The organism is Halomonas sp. HNIBRBA4712 (assembly GCF_043558675.1).
Classification (GTDB): domain Bacteria; phylum Pseudomonadota; class Gammaproteobacteria; order Pseudomonadales; family Halomonadaceae; genus Vreelandella.
Genome location: NZ_JBIFXR010000003.1, coordinates 377018 through 396606 on the forward strand (window position 1 = coordinate 377018; position 19589 = coordinate 396606).

Genomic DNA, 19589 nt, shown 5'->3' on the forward strand with positions numbered 1-19589 from the left:
GCGCGAGTCCGATCAGAATGCTCATTTACACGGTGTAAACTCCGCTTCTTCGCCAATTTTTGCCTTGTCTTGTCTTCGCTCACCGACTTTTCAGACAGACCCTGGTCAAGCGTCATTCAAACGGATGAACGAATGGGCGGCCTCGAGGCTCTCAAGGTGACGTATCGAAAAGGAGAAGAGCCTGTGCCCTGCATCAACAAGCCAACCACTGCCCTGGCGCCAATCGGCGCGCTTTTTATTGGGCTTTTAACCCTGGGCGGCGCCGGCAAAGCCGCTGCCGACACCCCGGAGCTCGAAGCGCCGCGCCCGTTCGAGGCGAGTTACCGGCTGGAAGTGCGCGGCTGGCCCGGTGCCACGGTGCGCCATACGCTCGCTCAGGAGGGCCTTCACTGGCTCAGCAGCATGCGGTTTTCCGTGGCGGTGGCCAAGGGAGAGGAGCGCAGCCGCTTCGCCCTCGAGGATGATCAAACGCGCTCGCTCTACTACTCGAGCAGCTACTCGCTGTTCGGGATCGGCGACAGCTACCAGCTGGACGAAAACGAGCTTTCGGCGCTGGACCGCCAGGCGGCGCTGTTCGATCTTTCCCGCCGCGCGGGCCACGAGCAGTGTACCGAAAGCGCCCCTTGCGATATCGTTTTTCTCGATCATCGCGGGCGCGACGAGCAGTTTCAGTACTACACGAACCCGACGACCACCGTCACTACGCCCGCCGGGCGCTTCGAATCCAAAAGCGTCACGCTCCAGGATGTCGAAAAACCCGACCGGCACCTGGAGATCAGCTTCCACCCCGAGTGGCCCGGGCTGCTTCTCTCGGCGGAGTACTTCAAGGATGGCCGTCGGGATACCACCATCACGTTGACCCAGTTCAACCCAGGTTAAAGCGCCCTTTCATCGATGCTCACCGGTTTACTGATCGTTTTATTACCCCTGCTGCTGGGGTATCTCGTACGTCTGCGCCAGCCTTCGCTTCTGGAAGGTATCAACCGTGCCGTCAGCGCCTCGGTGTATCTGATTTTGTTCTTGATGGGCGTGGGCCTGGCCGGCCTCGAGAACTTGACCGGTCAGCTCGCGCGACTGGGCGGCAGCGCCCTGATCCTGTTCGCCATTACGGCGGTGTTCAACCTGGCAGCGCTGGGCTGGCTCTCGCGGCGACTCGCGCTCAAGGCGGGCGCCTCGCCAGCGCTCGAGAACGCCCCGACCAGCAAGCTCGCCGCGCTCCAGGGCTCGCTCATGCTGATGCTCACGGTTGTCATCGGCGTCGTGGTTGGCGCGTTACTGGCCCCGTTTGTGGGGCGGGGAATGTTTGCCACGGCGGATACGCTGGCCGAATGGGCGCTTTACGCACTGCTCGCGCTGATCGGCTGCCAGCTGCGCAACTCCGGCATGGGGCTCAAACAGATTCTGCTCAACCGGCTGGGTCTCGCCATCGCGCTCACATTGGCGGCCAGTTCGCTACTGGCCGGGTTGGTCGCCGCGCCGCTCTTGTCGCTGACGCTTACCCAAGGGCTCGCCATGGCCGCAGGCTTTGGCTGGTACTCGCTCTCGGCGATTCTGATCGGCGATCAGCTCGGTCCGCTACTCGGCGGTGTGGCGTTTTTCAACGACCTCGCACGTGAGCTTTTGGCCTTCATTCTGATTCCGCTGGTCATTCGCCGTCACGCCGCACTCGCCATTGGCTACGGCGGCGCCACCTCGATGGACTTCACCCTGCCGGTGATCCAGCAGCACGGCGGCGTCGCCTGCGTGCCGGTGGCGGTAGTCAGCGGCTTTCTGCTGTCGCTTCTGTCGCCGCCGTTGATTTTGTTCTTTCTCTCGCTTTAGATAGTGTCAGGCGCATCCAGACCACTACCAGCGGGGCCAACATGAAAGCACTGATCAACATCGACTACACGAACGACTTCGTCGCCGATGACGGCAGCCTCACCTGCGGTGCGCCGGGCCAGGCTATTCATGACGCCCTGCTGACACTAACCAAAACGTTTGTCGAAGCCGGTGATTTCGTCGTCTTTGCCATCGACCGGCATACGCAAAACGATCCCTTCCATCCGGAAACCAGGCTCTTCCCGCCCCACAATATCGAAGGCACCAAAGGCCGGGCGCTTTTTGGCGAGCTCCAGGCGTATTATCACGCCATCCAGGGTGCGGCCAACGTCTACTACACCGACAAGAGCCGCTATAGCGCCTTTCACGGCACCAATCTCGAAACCAGGCTGCGCGAGCGCGGCATCACTGAAGTGCATCTGGTAGGGGTGTGCACCGATATCTGCGTGCTGCACACCGCCGTGGATGCCTACAACAAGGGCTTTCAAATCGTCGTGCACCGTGACGCGGTGGCGAGCTTCGACCAGGCCGGTCACGCCTGGGCGCTTTCGCACTTCGAGAACGTGCTGGGTGCACGGGTGATCTAGCCTTCAATAGTGTCAGGAGTGACTGGCAAAACGCGCCAGTTTGGCTTGAAGGTTGGCGCGCACCGCCGGCCACTCGGATTCGATGATCGAGTAGACCACGGTGTCGCGCAGCGAGCCATCACTCAGAATCTGGTGGGCGCGCAGGATGCCGTCCTGCTTCGCGCCCAGCGCTTCGATCGCCGCGCGGGAGGCGCGGTTGAAGAAGTGGGTGCGAAACTCGCAGGCCACCGCCCGGGAGGCCTCGAACAGATTCGACAGCATCAAGAGCTTGCACTCGGCGTTCACCGCGGTGCCGCGCACGCGCTCGGCGTACCAGGTGTAGCCAATCATCGCCCGGCGATTGGCGGCATCGACGGCGTAAAACCGCGTGGTGCCGACGATGTCACCGCTGGCCAGGTGGCGCACGGCGTAGGCCAGGTGACCGCGACTGGCCTCTTCCATCGCCCGCTCCACGTAGGCGGCCATGTCATCCGGATGCGGGACGCTGGCGTACCAGAGCGCCCACCCTTCCCCATCGCGCACCGCCTCTGCCAGCGCCTCGATATGCCCGGCGTTCAAGGGCTCCAGTCGCACGTGCTGGCCCTCGAGTTGCTGTTCCTGAATAAACATTGCTACCTCCTGGCGGGTGGGCCTTGCCTGCGCGACCGGGTTGCGGCCGTCTAACGCTCGGCGTCGCTGGCGGCCAGGTGGTCGCTCAGCGCGTGGAAGAACTCGGTGACCGGCACGATCTCGAAGGCTTCCGCCTTGGGCTGGGCGCCGGTCATGGCAATCACCATGTCGTTGTCCGGGTCGATGAACACCCACTGGCCGAAGATCCCCACCGCCGAGAAGGCGTTGTCGCCTTCCGGCCACCAGGAGTAGCCGTACTCGATTTCCTCGCCGCCGATCTCGTGGGGCCGAGCTGACTCCGTCACCCAGCCTTCCGGCAGCACGTTCGGCGCGCGCTGCTCCTCGAGCACGAACTGGCCAAAGCGCGCGTAGTCCCTGAGCGTGATCAAGAGCCCGCTGCCGCCGATCTCCTGACCATCCTCGCCGTCGAGCCACCACTTCGCATCGGTTTCCATGCCGTAACCGGCCCAGATCTTCTCGGAGAGATACTCGGAGGCGCTCTTGCCCACCGCACCGTTGATGATCGCCGAGAGAAGCTGGGTTTCGCCGGTGCTGTAGTTCCATACCGTACCGGGTTCGGCGGCGCGTTCGAGCCCGCCCATGAACTCGATAATCGCGCCCGGGCGCTGTTCGAGCTGAAGCTCGAGCATCTGGCGGCGATCGGAGTCCGGATCGGCGTAGGTTTCGTCCCAGGCCACGCCGGAGGCCATCATGAGAATCTGCTCGACGCTAACGTCATCATAAACGCTGCCTTCGAGCGCCGGCACGTAGGTGCTGACGGCGTCATCGAGGCTTTCGATATAGCCGTCCTTGAGCGCGGCGCCGATCAGCGTCGAGGAGACCGACTTGGCGATCGACATCGACATCCAGGGCGTGTCAGCGGTGTTGCCCAGGGCGTACTGCTCGAACACCACGTCGTTGTCGTGCACCGCCATCAGCCCGCTCACCCGGTTGAGCGCCATGAAGTCGAAAATATCGTAGGTCACGCCGTCATGAGTCAGCGAGAAATCCTCGAGCGAGGCGTCGCGCTGGCCAAACCGATGCGGCTCGGCCGCGGCCTTGACCGTACGAGTCGGGAAGAGCCGGTCGATGTGGCGGGAGAGCTCGACCTGCTCGTCGGGCATCATCCGGCCACTGTAGAGCTTGCGCACCTCTGACTGGCTCTGCTCGGAGCTCTGGGCAAGGGCTACGTGTGGCGCCAGCGTCAGAGCGGTGGCGATCAGCGAAGTATTCAGCAGCGTCGGGGTCATATCGGCCTCTCTGGGTTCGATCACGCAAGACCCGCTTTGATAGCGCGCGCGGCGTGAAGTTTCTTGTAGCTCTCGATCAGGCGCTGGTGGCGCTCCAGACCGTCGAGCTGCGTATTGGTGGGCGTAAGCCCGTAAAAGCGTACGGAGCCTTCGACGGAGCCGACCACCGCCGCCATGCGCTTCTCGCCGAACATGCGGGTGAAGTTTGGCAGGTAGTCGTCGAGCTCCAGTTCGTCGTCGAGTTCGATCTCCAGCACCGCCTGTACCGCTTGGTAGAAGAGCCCGCGCTCGACGGTGTTGTCGTTGTACTGCAGGAACATCTCGACGCAGTCCAGCGCCTCGTCGAGCCGGCCGAGTGCCAGAAAGATCAAAAGTTTGAGCTCGAGAATGGTGAGCTGGCCCCAGACGGTGTTCTCGTCGAACTCGATACCGATCAGCGTGATGATGTCGGCGTGATCGTCCATCTGGCTCTCTTCCAGGCGCTCGACCAGCGCCGTCAGCGCCTCATCGTCAAGGGCGTGGAGGTTGAGAATGTCGTCGCGGTAGTCGAGCGCCTTATTGGTGTTGTCCCAGATCAGATCCTCGATCGGGTACACCTCGGAGTAGCCCGGCACCAGAATGCGGCACACCGGCGCACCGAGGTCCTCGTGGACGGCCATGTACACCTCGGCGTCGAGCTCGGCGAAGATGCCGAACAGCGTCTCGGCCTCCTGTTGAGAGCTCTTGCGCCCCTCATCAGTGAAGTCCCACTCGACGAACTCGAAGTTCGAGCGGGCGCTGAAAAAGCGCCAGGAGACCACGCCCACCGAATCGATGAAGTGCTCGACGAAGTTGTTGGGCTCGGCCAGGGTCTGGGAGTTGAAGGTCGGCAGCGGCAAATCGTTCAAGCCCTCGAAGCTTCTGCCCTGCAAGAGTTCGGTGAGGCTACGTTCGAGCGCCACCTCGAAGCTCGGATGCGCGCCGAAGGAGGCGAACACGCCGCCGGTGCGCGGGTTCATGAGCGTTACACACATCACCGGGAACTGCCCGCCCATCGAGGCATCCTTGACCAGCACCGGAAAGCCCTGGGCCTCCAGCGCCTTGATGCCCTCGACAATGCTCGGGTACTTCGCAATCACCTCCTGGGGGACGTCCGGAAGCGAAAGCTCCTGCTCGAGGATGTCGCGCTTGACCGCGCGCTCGAAAATCTCGGACAGACACTGTACCTGGGCTTCCGCCAGGGTATTGCCCGCGCTCATGCCGTTGCTCAGAAAGAGATTCTCGATCAGGTTCGACGGGAAGTAGACCGTCTCACCGTCGCTTTGGCGGGTAAACGGCAGCGACACGATACCGCGATCCACGCGCCCGGAGTTGGTGTCATAAAGGTGAGAGCCGGCAAGCTCGCCTTCCGGGTTGTAGATCGCCCGGGTGTGGGCGTCGAGAATCTCCTCGGGCAGCGCGTCATCAGGGCCGGGCTGGAACCACTTTTCATTGGGGTAGTGAACGAAGTCGCTGTCCGCGATCTCCTCACCGAAGTACTGGTCGTTGTAGAAGAAGTTGCATGACAGCCGCTCGATGAACTCGCCAAGCGCCGAGCAGAGCGCGCTCTCCTTGGTCGCGCCCTTGCCGTTGGTGAAGCACATCGGCGAGGCGGCATCGCGAATGTGCAGCGACCAGACGTGGGGCACGATATTGCGCCAGGAGGCGATCTCGATCTTCATGCCGAGATCCGCGAGGATGCCGCTCATGGTGGCGATCGTCTGCTCCAGCGGCGCATCCTTGCCTTCGATGAAGGTTTCACTGCCTTCCGGCGCGCCCATCAAGAGCGCCTGGGCGTCCTCGTCGATGTTCTCGACCACCTCGATCTGAAATTCCGGGCCGGTCTGCACGACCTTTTTCACCGTGCAGCGGTCGATGGAGCGCAGCATGCCTTCGCGGTCCTTCTCCGAGATATCCTCGGGCAGCTCGACCTGGATCTTGAAGATCTGCTTGTAGCGGTTCTCCGGGTCGACGATGTTGTTCTGGGAAAGCCGAATGTTGTCGGTCGGGATGTTGCGCGCGTTGCAGTACACCTTGACGAAGTACGCCGCGCACATCGCCGAGGAAGCCAGAAAATAATCAAACGGCCCGGGGGCGGAGCCATCGCCCTTGTAGCGAATCGGCTGATCGGAGACGACGCTGAAGTCGTCGAACTTCGCCTCGAGGCGTAAATTGTCGAGGTAGTTGACCTTGATTTCCATGGAGAGACGTCCGGATCGATGAGTGTGCCCTGCTCTTTCAAAGGCATCGGGCGATGCGCCCATTATCCAGCTTTTGACCCGGCGCGTCTTGCCTGTCTCACCCTAGCGTCTTGATCAACACCCTGGACTTGCGCGCGTGGTTGTAGGCGTCGCGCTTGAGCGGCGGTAGCGCCTCCAGGCTCGCCGGCTGAAAGCCGCGCTCGACGAACCAGTGGGCGGTATGGGTGGTGAGCACGAACAGCGCCGTGAAGTTCAGCTTGCGCGCGCGCTGCTCGATGGCCCCGGCCAGGCGCTCGCCGCGCTCGCCGCCGCGGTAGTTTTCGTGCACCGCCACGCAGGCGAGCTCGCCGATGGCGCTGTCGGCAAAGCCGTGCAGCGCCGCGCAGCCGATCACCATGCCGTCGCGCTCGATCACCAGATAGTCGTCGATCTCGTGCTCCAGGCGCTCGCGAGAGCGCGCCACCAGCATGCCGCGACGCTCCAGCGGCTCCAGAAGCTCCAGTAGACCGCCGATATCGCTGAGCGTGGCCGATCGAAGCTGCTCGTAGCGGTGCTCGGTGATCATGGTGCCGACGCCGTCGCGAGTGAAAAGCTCGCCCAACAGCGCATCCGGGTCGCGCCAGCATAGAAGGTGGGTGCGCGCCACGCCGTGGCGCGCGGCGGCGCAGGCCGCACTCAGGTGACGGGCAAGCTCCGAGCCCGGCTCGGCGCGCGCAAGCCGCGGCTCTGCCTCGGCGGGAGTGAGCTGGCGCAAAAGCGCACCCTGCTCATCCTCGAGCCCTTCGGAATCGCCGAGCAGAATCAGCTTGTCCGCCTTGAGCGCGACGGCGGCGTGGTGAGCGACGTCCGCCGCATCCAGATCGAACACCTCACCTGTGCTGGAAAAGCCGAGCGGCGGCAAAAGAACCAGCGACCCCTGAGCGAGCAGTTCCTCGATCGCCGCCGCGCGCACCCGGCGCACCTCGCCGCTGTGGTCGAAGTCGACCCCTTCGCGCACGCCGAAAGGCTTGGCAGTCACCAGATTACCCGAGACCACGCTCAGCTCGACGCCGTGAAGCGGCGAGTTGGGCAGCGCAAGCGAGAGCCTCGCTTCGAGCCAAAGCCGCTGGTGCGAGGCAACCCGCTCGACCTGAGCCATCACCGCGCGGTCCGCCACCCAGCGCCCCTCGACCCGGATCGGCTCGATACCGGCCTCGGTCAGCGCGCTTTGCACCTGCGGGCGCACGCCGAACACCACCACCAGCCGAACGCCCAGGGTATGCAACAGCGCCAGATCCTGTACCAGCTGCTCGCCGCGCCCCGCCGCCAGAGCGTCGCCCTCGATCAGTACGACGAAGGTTCGCCCCCGGTGGGCGTTGATGTACGGGGAGGCGTTGCGAAACCAGTCGACAAAGGGGAAGCGTGTATCCAAGGGGCCGCTCTCCGGCGCAGGTGAGTGAAAGCGTAGGTAGACCGGCTACTTTACCAGAGCCTGAAAAAACAGCGCCAAAAAAAGCGGCACCGCTTTGCTCGAACGACCAGCAAAACGGTGCCGCGTTGTCAGCGCACGCCGGCGTTAGCCGAACATGCCCTTGAACATGAAGAAAAACAGAATCGCCAACCCCGCCCCCGCCGGCAGCGTGATCAGCCAGGACATCACGATGGTGCCGATGACGCGCAAATTCAGTGCCGCCATACCGCGGGCCAGGCCCACGCCAAGCACCGCGCCGACCAGCGTGTGAGTGGTCGAGATCGGCAGACCCGTACCCGAGGCGAGCACCACCGTGGTGGCGGCGGCCAGCGTCGCGGCGAAGCCGCGGCTCGGCGTGAGCTCGGTGATGCCGGTACCGACGGTGGCGATCACCTTGTGGCCGTAGGTGACCAGACCGAAGACGATACCGCCGCCGCCCAGAATCAGCACCCACCAGGGCACCAGCGAGGCGCTGTCGATCATGCCTTCGCTCTGCACCACGCCGATCACCGCGGCGAGCGGGCCAACGGCGTTGGCCACGTCGTTGGAGCCGTGGGCGAAGGCCATGGCACAGGCGGTGAACACCATCAGCACGCCGAAGACCCGCTCGACGTTGGCGTAGCCGAAGTGGTCGCTGGCCGCTTTTTCGTACTTGATCCGGCGCAGCATGACCACCCCAAGCCCGGTGATGGCAAGCCCCAGCACCAGCGAAAGCACGAAGCTCTGGCCAAAACTCAAGTCGAGCCCCACGTGGGAAAGCCCCTTGATCAGGGTGACCATCGAGACGATGAAACCGACCAGAAAGACGTAGCCCGGCACGTAGCGCTTGGCGGCGACGAAGGGGTCGCTGTTTTCGAAAATCAGGTGATGCACCGACTTGAACAGCACGAAAGCGATGGTGCCGGCCAGAAGCGGCGACACCAGCCAGCTCGAGGCGATGGTGCCAACGCTTCCCCAGTCCACCGCGTCCACCCCGAGACCCACGGCGCCGAAACCGACGATCGCGCCGACCACCGAGTGGGTAGTGGACACCGGCCAGCCCCGTGAGGAGGCAACCATGAGCCAGAGCCCCGCCGCCAGCAGCGCCGAAAGCATGCCGTACACCAGAAGCTCCGGATGCGCGGCCAGCAGGGCCGGGTCGAGAATGCCGCCGCGAATGGTCGCGGTGACCTCACCGCCGGCAAGCCAGGCGCCGAGGAATTCGAAAATCACCGCGATGATGATCGCCTGCTTGATGGTGATCGCCTTCGACCCCACCGAGGTACCCATGGCGTTGGCGACGTCGTTGGCCCCCACCCCCCAGGCCATGAAAAAGCCGAACAAACAGGCGAGGATGATGAACACCTCGCCGTGCTGGGCAATAATCTGCATGACGCCCCCTTAGCGCGCAGTCAAAATCTGGAGTCGGCTACCCACGCGCTCGGCGCGATCGGAAAGCTCGCCGATCCACTCGATGATCTTGTAAAGAAAGATCACGTCCACCGGCGGCAGTTGGCTTTCGAGTTCGAAAAGGCGACGGCGGATGGCGACCTGTTGATCGTCCGCCTGATGTTCGAAGTTGTGCAGCTCGCGAATCATGTTGCGCATCACGTCCGATACCGTGCGCCCAAAGCCGGACTCGAGCAGCTCCTTGAGCTCCTCCAGCGCCTGGCGGGCGTGGCCCACGCAGGCCACGCTGGTCACGATGTAATCGCGCATCAGCTCGGCCAACTCGTCCGGCACCCGCATCTTGCGCCCCATCATGATGCCGGTGATGTCGCGTACCTTGTTGGCGATCTTGTCCTGCACGCTGATCAGGTCGAGCAGGTCCGTGCGCGAGACCGGCAGAAAGAGCGTATTGGGCAGGTTCAGGCGAAGTTCGGTCTTGAGGACATCGGCGTCGTGCTCGAGCTGGGTCACGTTCTCGCGAAGCTCGGCGGCCTTGTCCCAGTCGCCAATGAGCGTCGCCTCGAAAAACGGCAGCAGCTGGTCGGCGCACTCGTTGGCCTTGACGATGTGCGCCAGCAACGGGTGGAATGGCGAGCGGCCGAACATCGCTGAAAAAGGATTGCTGGTAGCCATAAAGCTTATGAGCCTTTGTTCGAAAGCCTGGAAATAGCGGGCGCCAGTATAAAGAGTGCGCTCGCCGCCGTCATGAAAAGTTCATAAATGTCATCAAAATTTAACGCCATCTTCACAACGTCAAGGTAGCCATTGTCATGAAAGACCACGCCCCGGTTGAAGTAGAGCTCAAGCTAGCGCTGCCTTCAACGTCTATCGCCGCGCTTTTGAGCTACCCGGCCCTTGGCGCCGCCCCGACCCGGTCGCACCTGGCCAACACCTATTACGATACGCCAGACGGTGCGCTCGCCAGCGCCGGCATCGCCCTGCGCCTGCGCAAGATAGGCGCCGCCACGCTGCAAACGGTCAAGACCCGGGGCCACGGCGGCGGCGGGCTGTCGACGCGCAGCGAGTGGGAGTGGCCGGTCAAGGGAGAGCTGGATCTCGATTCGCTCAAGGCGCTCCCCCCTTTCGAAGGCGAGCTGAGCAGTACGATAGCCGCCCTGTCTCCCCACCTGCGCACCGACTTCGAGCGGCGCAGCTGGCTGATCGACTGGAGCGACAGCCGAATCGAGCTGGTGCTCGACGAAGGCGAGATCGAGTGCCAGGGCGCCCGAGCCACCATCTGTGAAGTCGAGCTCGAGCTGAAGAGCGGCTCCCCCCAGGCGCTCTGGTCGCTGGCGCTGTCGCTGTCGGCCCAGACGCCGCTGCGCCCGAGCGATTCGAGCAAGGCCGCTCGGGGAAACGCGCTGGGCCAGAAGGCGTGGGCGCTGCCCGAGGCCACCACGCCCGGCGAGTGGCTTCACCGCGCCACGGTGGCCCTCGATGCGTTCAACGACAGCGGCGAGCGCGCCTATTTCGAGCACGCCGAGCACGCCTACAAGACGCTGGCCGAGCATTCGGCCCTCGATGAGACGCTGCGCCCGACGGCGGCGGCGCTCTACCGCGCCCTCGACGACCAGCGCCTGACGATCTCCTTTGGCTACAACGCGCTGAGCCTGGCGCATCGCCTGGCCCTGCAAAGCGCGCTAAGCTGAACCAGCTAGCCAGCAAAAGGACGATGCCATGAGTTTTCCCCTCGCGCCGGGCCCGGAAGGCCTGCGCTCGCAGCTTTTTCATATCATTTTCGAGTCCGACACGCCCGGCGCCAAGGCCTTCGACCTGGCGCTGATCATCGCCATTCTGACCAGCGTGTCGCTCATCATCCTCGGCAGCGTCGAGAGCATCGCTCAGCCTTACGGGGAGCTGTTTCTCTATATCGAGTGGACGATCACGGTCCTGTTCAGCATCGAGCTGCTGGTACGCCTTTACTGTCTCGACCGGCCGCTCTCCTACCTCAAGAGCTTCTACGGTGTGGTGGACATGATCGCCATTCTTCCCGCTTGGCTGGTGCTGCTGGTACCTGGCGCTCACGGGCTGGTGATCGTGCGCCTTTTGCGGGTGCTGCGTATCTTTCGCATTCTGCGGATGATGGAGTTCGTCGGCGAAGGGCACATGCTGCTCGAGGCGCTCAAACGCAGCTCGCGCCAGATTCTGCTCTTTTTCAGCAGCATTTTGATGGTAGTGACGCTGTTCGCCGCGCTGATGTACACCATCGAGTCCGAAGAGGCGGGCTTTACCAGCATCCCGATCTCGATCTACTGGGCGATCGTGAGCATGACCACGGTGGGTTACGGCGATATCGTCCCCGTCACCCCGCTGGGCAAATCGATCACGGTGATTCTGATGCTTCTGGGCTACTCGGTGATCGCGGTGCCCACCGGGGTGTTCTCCGCTCAGGTACTGCGCTCGATTCGCGAAGATCGCTACTCCGACGAAGCCTGCCCCGGCTGCGGTTATGATCGCCACGAAAAGGACGCCCGCTACTGCCTGCGTTGCGGCACCTGGCTCGACGAGTTCAGCGACGACCCGCGCGAGGAGAAACGCAAAGAGGCGCAGGAGAAGGAAGACGAGAAAGAGAAGAAGAGAGACGAGCAGCGCCGCGAAGACGACTCATAAAGCCACATGCTTTTGATCGACGCAGAAGGCCGCCCAGTGGGCGGCCTTCTGCGTATCGCGGCGTTTTCATCACTGCTCTTCGAACGGTGCCTGCCAAGCGTCCAGCTCGGCGTCGCTCCAGCTGCCGTAGGTGGCGTTGGGGAACATGATCCAGTCATCGCCAAAACGCTCGGCGTTCTCCTCGACCTGACGGCGCTGCTCGTCGAGCTCGGAAGTGAACAGCTCAGAGAAGTCGTGCAGCGTATCGCCCAACTGCATCACCAGCGTGTAGTCATCGGTGACCTGCTGGCGACGCTCGCTTTTCGGCGGGCCCAACAGCAACACGTGCTCATCGGACACCTGGGGCAGCGCCAGCGCGTTCAAGGTGTCGAGCGTGGCGGCCTTGTTCTCTTCATAGCGGTCCGACACGTAGAAGATCGCCACGTCCTGCTCGTCGGCGAACTCGAGGAACTCCTTGGCGCCGGGGATCAGTCGCGGCTCACCCTCACGCTCCCAATGCTTCCAGGTGTCCCAACTCGTGAAGTCGTGGCACGCCTGCATGTCGCGTACCAGCAGCGCGCTGTTGTCGATCACGGTTTCGTCGAGATCGGTAATGATCGCCAGCGGCGTCTCGTCATCGCGCTCGGCGAGGCGGTCTTTCAAACGGTAGGTCGCCAGCGCATACCCCTGGCGTTGAAGCGCCGCCACTTCGGCGGACTGCTGATGGTAGCGAAGCCCCATGGCGTACTGGTCGAGCTCACAGGCCTGCTCGCTGGAAGACTCCTGAGCCATCGCACCTGCCGACATCACTCCACCGACCCCGAGAATCAGCGCACTCAGCGCAAAACGATTGACGTTGCGATTCATTCACACTTCCTTTTTTGAACGTGCCATCACACGGATAAATCAATAACGCAGCGTTATTGAAAGAGCATGAAACCATCGTATTTTATTTTTATTAAACACTCAAACAATAAAAAGCCACGCCTCGATGATCGGGCGTGGCGGCAGTGCTTCGCTTTCAGCTCTGGAAAGGCGCAGTATCGCCGCGGCCTTCGCGTACGATGGTGGGCGGAAGCTTTCGAAGATCGATCACGCTGGTCGGGTCCAGGTGGCAGGCGCCGCCGTCGATGATCAAATCGAGATGGGCGCCGAAGCGCTCGCGGATCTCCTCCGGGTCGCTCATCGGAAGCTCCTCACCCACCGGGATCAGCGTGACGCTCATCAAGGGCTCGCCGAGCGCGTGAAGCAGGGCGTGGGTAATGCGGTGATCCGGCACGCGCACGCCGATCGAGCGGCGCTTGGGGTGCAACAGGAGCCTTGGCACCTCGGTGGTGGCTTCCAGAATGTAAGTGTAGGGCCCCGGCGTGTGCGCCTTCAAAAGGCGGAACACGGCGTTATCGACCTTGGCGTAGGTGCCGATTTCGGACAGATCCGAACACACCAGGGTGAAGTTGTGCTTGTCGTCGAGCGAGCGCAGCCACTTGATCTTCTCGATCGCTTTCTTTTCCCCCAGGTGGCAGCCCAGGGCGTAGCCGGAGTCGGTGGGGTATGCCACCACGCCGCCCTGGCGAACGATCGCCACGGCCTGCTCGATCAAGCGTTTTTGCGGGTTTTCCGGATGGATCTGAAAGTACTGGCTCATCGCTGCCTCCTGTTGCGAATACGTCGCCGCCTGGGCGGTCTTCCTGAAGAATAGCCAGGTTGGCCGGCTTACGCGCCGATGCCGAGCAGCCCCGCCGGCGCATCGCCCAGATGAGCCAGCCTCGGGTGCTGCCAGATCGGCCGTGCGGCGGTGCGCGGAATCACGCTCATGCTGCCCGGGGCTGCGTGGCTGCCGGGGAAGTGAAAGTCGCTACCCAGCGAGGCGTAGAGCCCGCGCTCGTCGAGCTGGCGGGCGAGATCGCGGCTGCTGTCCGCATTCTGCTGGCCGCTGACCAGCTCCGCGGCCTGGCCGCCGGCGGCGCAGAAGTCATCCATCAACAGCCCGCGCTTACGCCGCGTCAGCCCATAGCGCAAGGGGTGGGCGATCGCCGCTACCCCGCCGGAGGCCACTACCCAGCCCACGGCCTCGCCGATCTCCGGCCAGTGCGCCTTCACGTCGCCCTTCTTGCCGCTGCCCAGATAGCGCTTGAAGGCGCTGGCCCAGTCCGGCACCAGCCCGTCCGCGACAAGCGCCTTGGCAAAGTCCGGGCGCCCCAGCGGGCGGTCGCTTCCGGCCTGGTGGCGCGCCTTGGCCAGCGCGTCCTTGAGCCCGGCCTTTTCGAGCCGCTCGGCGATCACCTCGGCGCGCTGAATACGCGCCTGGCGCTGCGCCTTGAGCCCCTCGGCCAGCGCCCCACGCGCGCCGCCGGGCATCAGCGCGACCACGTGAATGTTGATGCCCTGCCAGCGGGTCGAGAGCTCGCAGCCCGCGACCAGCGTGAGCCCTTCGTATTCGGCGGCGCGAGCGGCCTCGTCGACGCCGTCCATGGTGTCGTGGTCGGTCAGCGCGATACAGGAAAGCTCGCGGCGGGCGCAGAGCGCGACCAGCTCGGTGGGCGAGAGCGTACCGTCGGAGGCGGTGGAGTGCATGTGCAGATCCACCGGGTAGCCGCGGTCGGCGTCGAAGGTCTCGGGCAGCACGGTAACGGGGAGTCGGAGCATGGGCATGACGTCGGTTGGGGAGTTTGTCAGAATGGGGGGCTTCACGTATAAGTAGCCGTGCCGCAACGCTCGAGCGCTGACGCCCGGCGCCGCCCCGGAGCGGCTTGCAAGCGCGCTATAGTGCGCGCATCCACCTGGCCGGTCAACGGCCCGCGCCGGCCCCGCTTTCCACGTCAAGGATCTCCCCATGCTCTACGCCATCATCAGTGAAGACGTCTCAGACAGCCTCGAGCAGCGCATGAAGGCGCGCCCGGCCCACCTCGCCCGGCTCGAGGCGCTGCGCGACGAAGCCCGCCTGGTGCTCGCCGGCCCCCATCCGGCGATCGACAGCGAAACCCCCGGCGACACCGGCTTTAGCGGAAGCCTGGTGGTCGCCGAGTTCGCAAGCCTCGACGACGCCCAGGCCTGGGCGGACAGCGACCCCTACGTCGACGCCGGTGTCTACGCCAAGGTCAAGGTGAAGCCGTTCAAGAAAGTGCTGCCCTGATCGCACGCGGCTTGATTTTCATTCGCCGCTGTGCGGCGGCGCCGGTTTTTGCACAGAGGCTGTGGAAAACTCTGTGCAAACACGGCGGACGCTTTTCTCAAAGCGAGAGTGTGCGCCCGCGCTGACGAATTGATCATTTTTTAACCGTTTATCACCCACCGCCAACACCACGAGATGACCGCGTGAGCAAGCGCCCCACCCTGCCGCCTCTTGAGGCCCTGACCGCCCCGTCGCTCACCTGGGAGAGCGACGCGCCGCACTCCGACGCCTTCGGCGACGTCTACTTCTCGCGCGAGGATGGCCGCGCCGAAACCGAACACGTCTTTGTGAACGCCAACCGGCTGCCGGAACGCTTTGCCGCCTGGCGCGAGCCGCGAGCTTTCGTGATCGGCGAAACGGGGTTCGGCACCGGGCTCAACGTGCTCAGCGCCTGGGCCTGCTTCGAGCAGCACGCAGCCCCCGAGGCGCGCCTGCACCTGTTATCCACAGAGAAGTATCCAATGCCAATCGAGGCGCTCTCCCGCGCGCTAAACGCCTGGCCGTCGCTTGCCCGCTACGCGCAGACGCTCTGCGCGCTGTGGCCGGCGCCGGTGGCCGGCATTCACCGGCTGCACCTGAGCGAGCGGGTGACGCTGGATCTGCATCTGGGCGACACCACCGAGCGCCTGGCGCTGCTCGACGGCCAGGTCGACGCCTGGTTTCTCGACGGCTTCGCGCCTTCGAAAAACCAGGCGATGTGGCAGCCGGCGCTGTTCGAGGCGATGGCGGAACGCTCGCGCCCCGGGGCAACCTTCGCCACCTTCACCTGCGCAGGCGTCGTCAAGCGCGGGTTGAAGGCGGCGGGCTTTTCGATCAGAAAGGTGCCGGGGTTCGGGCGCAAGCGCGAGATGCTCGCCGGCGAAATCATTGAGCCGCCGGCTGATCACCGCCGCCGCCTCACGCCCTGGTTCACGCCCCCGACGCCGCGGCTCGCCCGTCAGGTCGCGGTGATCGGCGCAGGACTTGCCGGGGCGTGCGCGGCGGCCGCACTCGCCCGGCGCGGGGTGAACGTGACCGTGCTCGAGCGCGAAGCACCCGGCGCCGGGGCCTCGGGCAACCGCCAGGGCGCGCTCTACGTCAAGCTCGCCGCCGAAACCAACGACCAGAGCCGCTTTTATCTCGCCGGGCTTTTATACAGCGCGCGCTGGCTTGGCGGACTCGATGGAAGCGAGGCGTTCTGGTCGCCCTGCGGCGTGGTGCAGCTCGCCCCCAATGAAAGAGAAGCGAGCCGCCAGCGCCGCTTTCTCACCCGCCACCCGCTCGGCGAGGCGGTGGTGCGAGCGCACCAGGGGTCGCTTGAGGCGCTTGCCGACGTGGCGGGCCATACCGAACACGCGCTTTACTACCCCCAGGCGGGCTGGGTGCGCCCGGCGACGCTCTGCCGAGCGCTACTCGCCCACCCGCGCATCACGCTGGAAAAGGCCGAGGTCACCGGGCTAGAGGCACAGACGTCGGGCTGGCGCCTGGCGCTTGGGGATAACTCCGCCATGGAGGCGGACCAGGTGGTCATCGCCTGCGCCCGCCAGGCAAGCGATTTTACCCAGACCCGAACACTTGCCTTCCAGCCGGTGCGCGGCCAGGTGAGCGCATTGACGCTGCCCGACGGCGTGCGTGCGCCCGAGTGCGTGGTCTGCGCCGGCGGCTACGTGGCGCCACCGCTTGACGGCGTGCTTACCTTCGGCGCGAGCTTCGTGCCCAACGATGCAACGAATGATCTGCGTGAGGCGGAGCACCAGCGCAATATCGATGAGCTTCGAGCGGCGCTTCCCGAGTGGGTCGACGAGCTCGAGCGCGCAAGCGGGCCGCTGACGCCAGCCAAGCTCACCGGCCGCGCCGCGGTACGCGCGGCGAGCCCGGACAAGACGCCCTACGCCGGGCCGGTGCCCAACGCAGAGGCCTGGCAGCGCGATTACGCAGCGCTCTCAAAAGATGCCTCCCGGGTGGCTTCGATTCCCGGCGCGCATCACGCGGGCCTCTGGGTCTCGGCGGCCCACGGCAGCCGCGGGCTCGCCAGCGCCCCGCTGTGCGCCGAGGTGATCGCCTCGCGAATGCTCGATGAGCCGCTGCCCGTCGAAGGCGCGATCGCCGATCACCTGCACCCGGGCCGGCGGCTGATCAGCGCGCTGATTCGCGCCGAGTCGGCCAAACCGCGCGGCTAGTAATCGCCCTCCTCCTCGTCGTCGGCAAGATCGCGGCCGAAGGCGCGCCACTGGGCAAGCGTCATCACCTCGGTTTGCTCGAGCTCGATGTCGTGGGCGATCAGCAGTTCGCCGCGCTCGAGCTGGCGTTTGAGCTCGACCACCCAGCCGTGCATACCGTCTCCGCTGGTGTCGGTGGTGTCGTAGCCCTGGCGGGTGACGAAGGCCTCGAGCAGCGCGTTCAGGGTTTCCGGCGGCAGCATGCGCGCCGGCACTTCGATGAATCGGCTCATTCGCCCTGCTCCCATTGCTTGAGTTTGTCGATGAAAGCGGCTTCGTCGAGCACCTCGACGCCGAGCTCTTCGGCCCTGGCGAGCTTGCTGCCCGCCGCTTCGCCCGCAACCACGCAGGCGGTTTTTTTCGACACGCTGCCGGCGACCTTCGCCCCCAGCGCCTGGAGGCGCGCCTTGCCCTCGTCGCGGGTCATGGTCTCGAGGCTGCCGGTGAGCACCCAGGTCTGGCCCTCGAGGGGCGTCGGCCCGCGCTTGACCTCGGCCTCCACCCAGGTGACGCCGGCGTCGATCAGCGCGGTGATGGTCGCCTGGTTGCGCGGCTGCTGGAAAAACGTATGAACGTGGGCGGCGACCACCGGGCCAACGTCGTTGACCGCTTCGAGCGCGGCCTGGTCGGCGGCCATGAGCGCCTCGCGCGTGCCGAAGTGGCGCGCCAGGTTGGCGGCGGTCGCCTCCCCCACCTCGCGAATGCCGAGAGCGTAGATGAAGCGCGCGAAGGTGGTGTTTTTCGCGCTCTCCAGCGCCTCGACCAGGTTCTGCGACGATTTCGCTCCCATGCGTTCGAGCTCGCAAAGCCGCTCGGCGGTGAGCGCGAACAGATCCGCCGGGGTCTCGACCCAGTCGCGCTCGACGAGCTGATCGATGATTTTTTCGCCCAGCCCATCCACATCCAGCGCCTTGCGGCTAGCGAAATGCTTGAGCGCCTCCTTGCGCTGGGCGGGGCAGAAAAGCCCGCCGGAGCAGCGCGCTACCGCTTCGCCTTCGATGCGCTCGATGTCAGAGCCGCAGGCCGGGCAGGCGGTGGGAAATTCGATTGCACGCGCATCACTCGGGCGTTTTTCGGTATCGACGCGCACCACCTGGGGGATCACATCCCCGGCTCGGCGGATCGCCACGGTGTCGCCGATCATCACGCCAAGGCGTTCGATCTCGTCGGCGTTGTGCAGCGTGGCGTTGGAGACGGTGACCCCGGCCACGGAAACCGGCGAAAGCCTGGCGACCGGGGTGATGGCGCCGGTGCGCCCGACCTGGAACTCGACGTCATTGAGCGTGGTGATCTCCTCCTGGGCGGGGAACTTGAACGCCACCGCCCAGCGCGGCGCGCGGGCCACGAAGCCGAGCTCGCGCTGGGCGCGCAGGTCGTTGACCTTGATCACCACGCCGTCGATATCAAAGCCTAGATTCAAACGCTTCTCGCCGAGCGCGTCGCAGTAATCCGCCACCGCCTCCGGGCCGGTAATCGTCTCGAGCTCGCTGCTCGAACGAAAGCCGAGCGTCTTGAGCCTATTCATCAGCGCGCTGTGGCTGGTGTCGCCGCCATCCGGCTCCAGCCGCGCCACCTGGTAGGCGTGAAACTCCAGCGGGCGCCTGGCAGTCACGCGCGGGTCGAGCTGACGAAGGCTTCCGGCGGCGGCGTTGCGCGGGTTGGCGAACACCCGCCCCTCTTCTTCTCGGGCGCGCTCGTTGAGCGCTTCGAAGCCTTCGTGGCGCATGATCACTTCGCCGCGCACCTCCAGAAGCTTGGGCACCTTTTTGCCGCGCAGCTTGAGCGGTATCGAGCGCAGCGTGCGCAGGTTCGAGGTGATGCCTTCGCCGGTGCGCCCGTCGCCGCGGGTCGCGCCGCTGGTCAACACGCCCTGCTCGAACACCAGCGACACCGCGGCGCCGTCGAGCTTGGGCTCGCAGCTGAATTCGATCTCGCTGGCCGAGCACTCGAGGCGTTCGGCCACGCGCTCGGCGAAGGCGAAGATACCGTCACGATCAAAAGCGTTATCCAGCGACAGCATCGGAATGGCGTGAGCCACCGCGGGAAAGCCCTGTGCCGGCGCCGCGCCGACGCGCTGGGTGGGCGACTCCGGGGTGACGAGCTCAGGGTGCTCCGCTTCGATCTCCTTAAGCGCCTGGAGCTTGCGGTCGTAATCGGCATCGGTGAGTGCGGGCTCGTCGAGCACGTAGTAGCGGTGGTTGGCGTCGTCGAGCTCGGCGCGAAGGGTGGCGAGCTCTTCGAGCACGCGAGAGGAAGGCTTGCTCAT

General features: G+C 64.7%; 18 protein-coding genes. 7 read left to right on the forward strand and 11 right to left on the reverse strand.

The window, feature by feature from the left end:
- Positions 1-183: 183 nt before the first annotated feature.
- The 3 genes from ACGK9R_RS08965 to ACGK9R_RS08975 are packed head-to-tail and all read left to right on the forward strand — an operon-like array spanning position 184 to position 2408.
- Positions 184-879 (forward strand): hypothetical protein, encoded by a 696-nt coding sequence (locus ACGK9R_RS08965; protein ID WP_394580373.1) that lies wholly within the window; start codon positions 184-186, stop codon positions 877-879.
- A gap of 15 nt (positions 880-894) precedes the next feature.
- Positions 895-1821 (forward strand): lysine exporter LysO family protein, encoded by a 927-nt coding sequence (locus ACGK9R_RS08970; protein ID WP_394580375.1) that lies wholly within the window; start codon positions 895-897, stop codon positions 1819-1821.
- Positions 1822-1862: 41 nt separating this feature from the next.
- Positions 1863-2408 (forward strand): cysteine hydrolase family protein, encoded by a 546-nt coding sequence (locus ACGK9R_RS08975; RefSeq protein WP_394580377.1) that lies wholly within the window; start codon positions 1863-1865, stop codon positions 2406-2408.
- A gap of 12 nt (positions 2409-2420) precedes the next feature.
- Here ACGK9R_RS08975 and ACGK9R_RS08980 read toward each other — a convergent pair whose 3' ends face one another.
- The 6 genes from ACGK9R_RS08980 to ACGK9R_RS09005 all read right to left on the reverse strand — a co-directional run bounded on the left by ACGK9R_RS08980 (position 2421) and on the right by ACGK9R_RS09005 (position 9997).
- A complete protein-coding gene (locus ACGK9R_RS08980) occupies positions 2421-3017 on the reverse strand; it encodes a GNAT family N-acetyltransferase (protein ID WP_394580379.1) in 597 nt (198 codons plus the stop codon).
- A 50-nt stretch (positions 3018-3067) separates the two neighbouring features.
- On the reverse strand, positions 3068-4267 hold the full coding sequence (locus ACGK9R_RS08985) for a serine hydrolase domain-containing protein (protein WP_394580381.1): 1200 nt from the start codon (positions 4265-4267) through the stop codon (positions 3068-3070).
- 20 nt (positions 4268-4287) lie between these two features.
- The gene (locus ACGK9R_RS08990) at positions 4288-6486 is read right to left on the reverse strand and encodes an OsmC domain/YcaO domain-containing protein (RefSeq protein ID WP_394580383.1); all 2199 of its coding nucleotides are present in this window, start codon (positions 6484-6486) and stop codon (positions 4288-4290) included.
- A gap of 97 nt (positions 6487-6583) precedes the next feature.
- The gene (gene argA, locus ACGK9R_RS08995; protein WP_394580385.1) at positions 6584-7897 is read right to left on the reverse strand and encodes an amino-acid N-acetyltransferase; all 1314 of its coding nucleotides are present in this window, start codon (positions 7895-7897) and stop codon (positions 6584-6586) included.
- A 144-nt stretch (positions 7898-8041) separates the two neighbouring features.
- Positions 8042-9307: an inorganic phosphate transporter gene (locus tag ACGK9R_RS09000; protein WP_394580387.1), complete on the reverse strand. Its 1266-nt coding sequence runs from the start codon at positions 9305-9307 to the stop codon at positions 8042-8044.
- 9 nt (positions 9308-9316) lie between these two features.
- The gene (locus tag ACGK9R_RS09005; RefSeq protein WP_394580389.1) at positions 9317-9997 is read right to left on the reverse strand and encodes a TIGR00153 family protein; all 681 of its coding nucleotides are present in this window, start codon (positions 9995-9997) and stop codon (positions 9317-9319) included.
- Between the two features lie 137 nt (positions 9998-10134).
- On the opposite strand from ACGK9R_RS09005, the gene ACGK9R_RS09010 reads away from it, so the two are divergent.
- Together ACGK9R_RS09010 and ACGK9R_RS09015 are read left to right on the forward strand one after the other, a co-directional pair.
- Positions 10135-11013 carry a CYTH domain-containing protein gene (locus ACGK9R_RS09010; protein WP_394580391.1) on the forward strand — a complete coding sequence of 293 codons (879 nt, stop codon included), beginning with the start codon at positions 10135-10137 and terminating at the stop codon, positions 11011-11013.
- Positions 11014-11041: 28 nt separating this feature from the next.
- Positions 11042-11974: an ion transporter gene (locus ACGK9R_RS09015; protein ID WP_394580393.1), complete on the forward strand. Its 933-nt coding sequence runs from the start codon at positions 11042-11044 to the stop codon at positions 11972-11974.
- Positions 11975-12043: 69 nt separating this feature from the next.
- Here ACGK9R_RS09015 and ACGK9R_RS09020 read toward each other — a convergent pair whose 3' ends face one another.
- The 3 genes from ACGK9R_RS09020 to ACGK9R_RS09030 form a co-directional block, all read right to left on the reverse strand.
- Complete coding sequence (locus ACGK9R_RS09020; RefSeq protein WP_394580395.1) at positions 12044-12820, reverse strand: 5'-nucleotidase, lipoprotein e(P4) family; 777 nt, start codon at positions 12818-12820, stop codon at positions 12044-12046.
- Positions 12821-12974: 154 nt separating this feature from the next.
- Positions 12975-13598, reverse strand: coding sequence for an L-threonylcarbamoyladenylate synthase (locus ACGK9R_RS09025; RefSeq protein ID WP_394580397.1), 624 nt, complete (start codon positions 13596-13598; stop codon positions 12975-12977).
- A 68-nt stretch (positions 13599-13666) separates the two neighbouring features.
- Entirely contained in the window at positions 13667-14599 is a 933-nt protein-coding gene (locus ACGK9R_RS09030) for a PHP domain-containing protein (protein ID WP_394580399.1), read from the reverse strand.
- 187 nt (positions 14600-14786) lie between these two features.
- Between ACGK9R_RS09030 and ACGK9R_RS09035 the strand changes: the two genes are divergently transcribed.
- Together ACGK9R_RS09035 and mnmC are read left to right on the forward strand one after the other, a co-directional pair.
- Positions 14787-15086 (forward strand): YciI family protein, encoded by a 300-nt coding sequence (locus ACGK9R_RS09035; RefSeq protein WP_394580401.1) that lies wholly within the window; start codon positions 14787-14789, stop codon positions 15084-15086.
- A 182-nt stretch (positions 15087-15268) separates the two neighbouring features.
- Complete coding sequence (gene mnmC, locus ACGK9R_RS09040; protein ID WP_394580402.1) at positions 15269-17284, forward strand: bifunctional tRNA (5-methylaminomethyl-2-thiouridine)(34)-methyltransferase MnmD/FAD-dependent 5-carboxymethylaminomethyl-2-thiouridine(34) oxidoreductase MnmC; 2016 nt, start codon at positions 15269-15271, stop codon at positions 17282-17284.
- Here the strand turns inward: mnmC and ACGK9R_RS09045 are convergent.
- Both ACGK9R_RS09045 and ligA read right to left on the reverse strand, forming a co-directional pair.
- The gene (locus tag ACGK9R_RS09045) at positions 17281-17556 is read right to left on the reverse strand and encodes a YheU family protein (protein WP_394580404.1); all 276 of its coding nucleotides are present in this window, start codon (positions 17554-17556) and stop codon (positions 17281-17283) included. The two genes, mnmC and ACGK9R_RS09045, sit on opposite strands and share 4 nt — an antisense overlap.
- Positions 17553-19589: an NAD-dependent DNA ligase LigA gene (gene ligA / locus ACGK9R_RS09050; RefSeq protein ID WP_394580406.1), complete on the reverse strand. Its 2037-nt coding sequence runs from the start codon at positions 19587-19589 to the stop codon at positions 17553-17555. The genes ACGK9R_RS09045 and ligA overlap by 4 nt, the downstream gene beginning before the upstream one ends.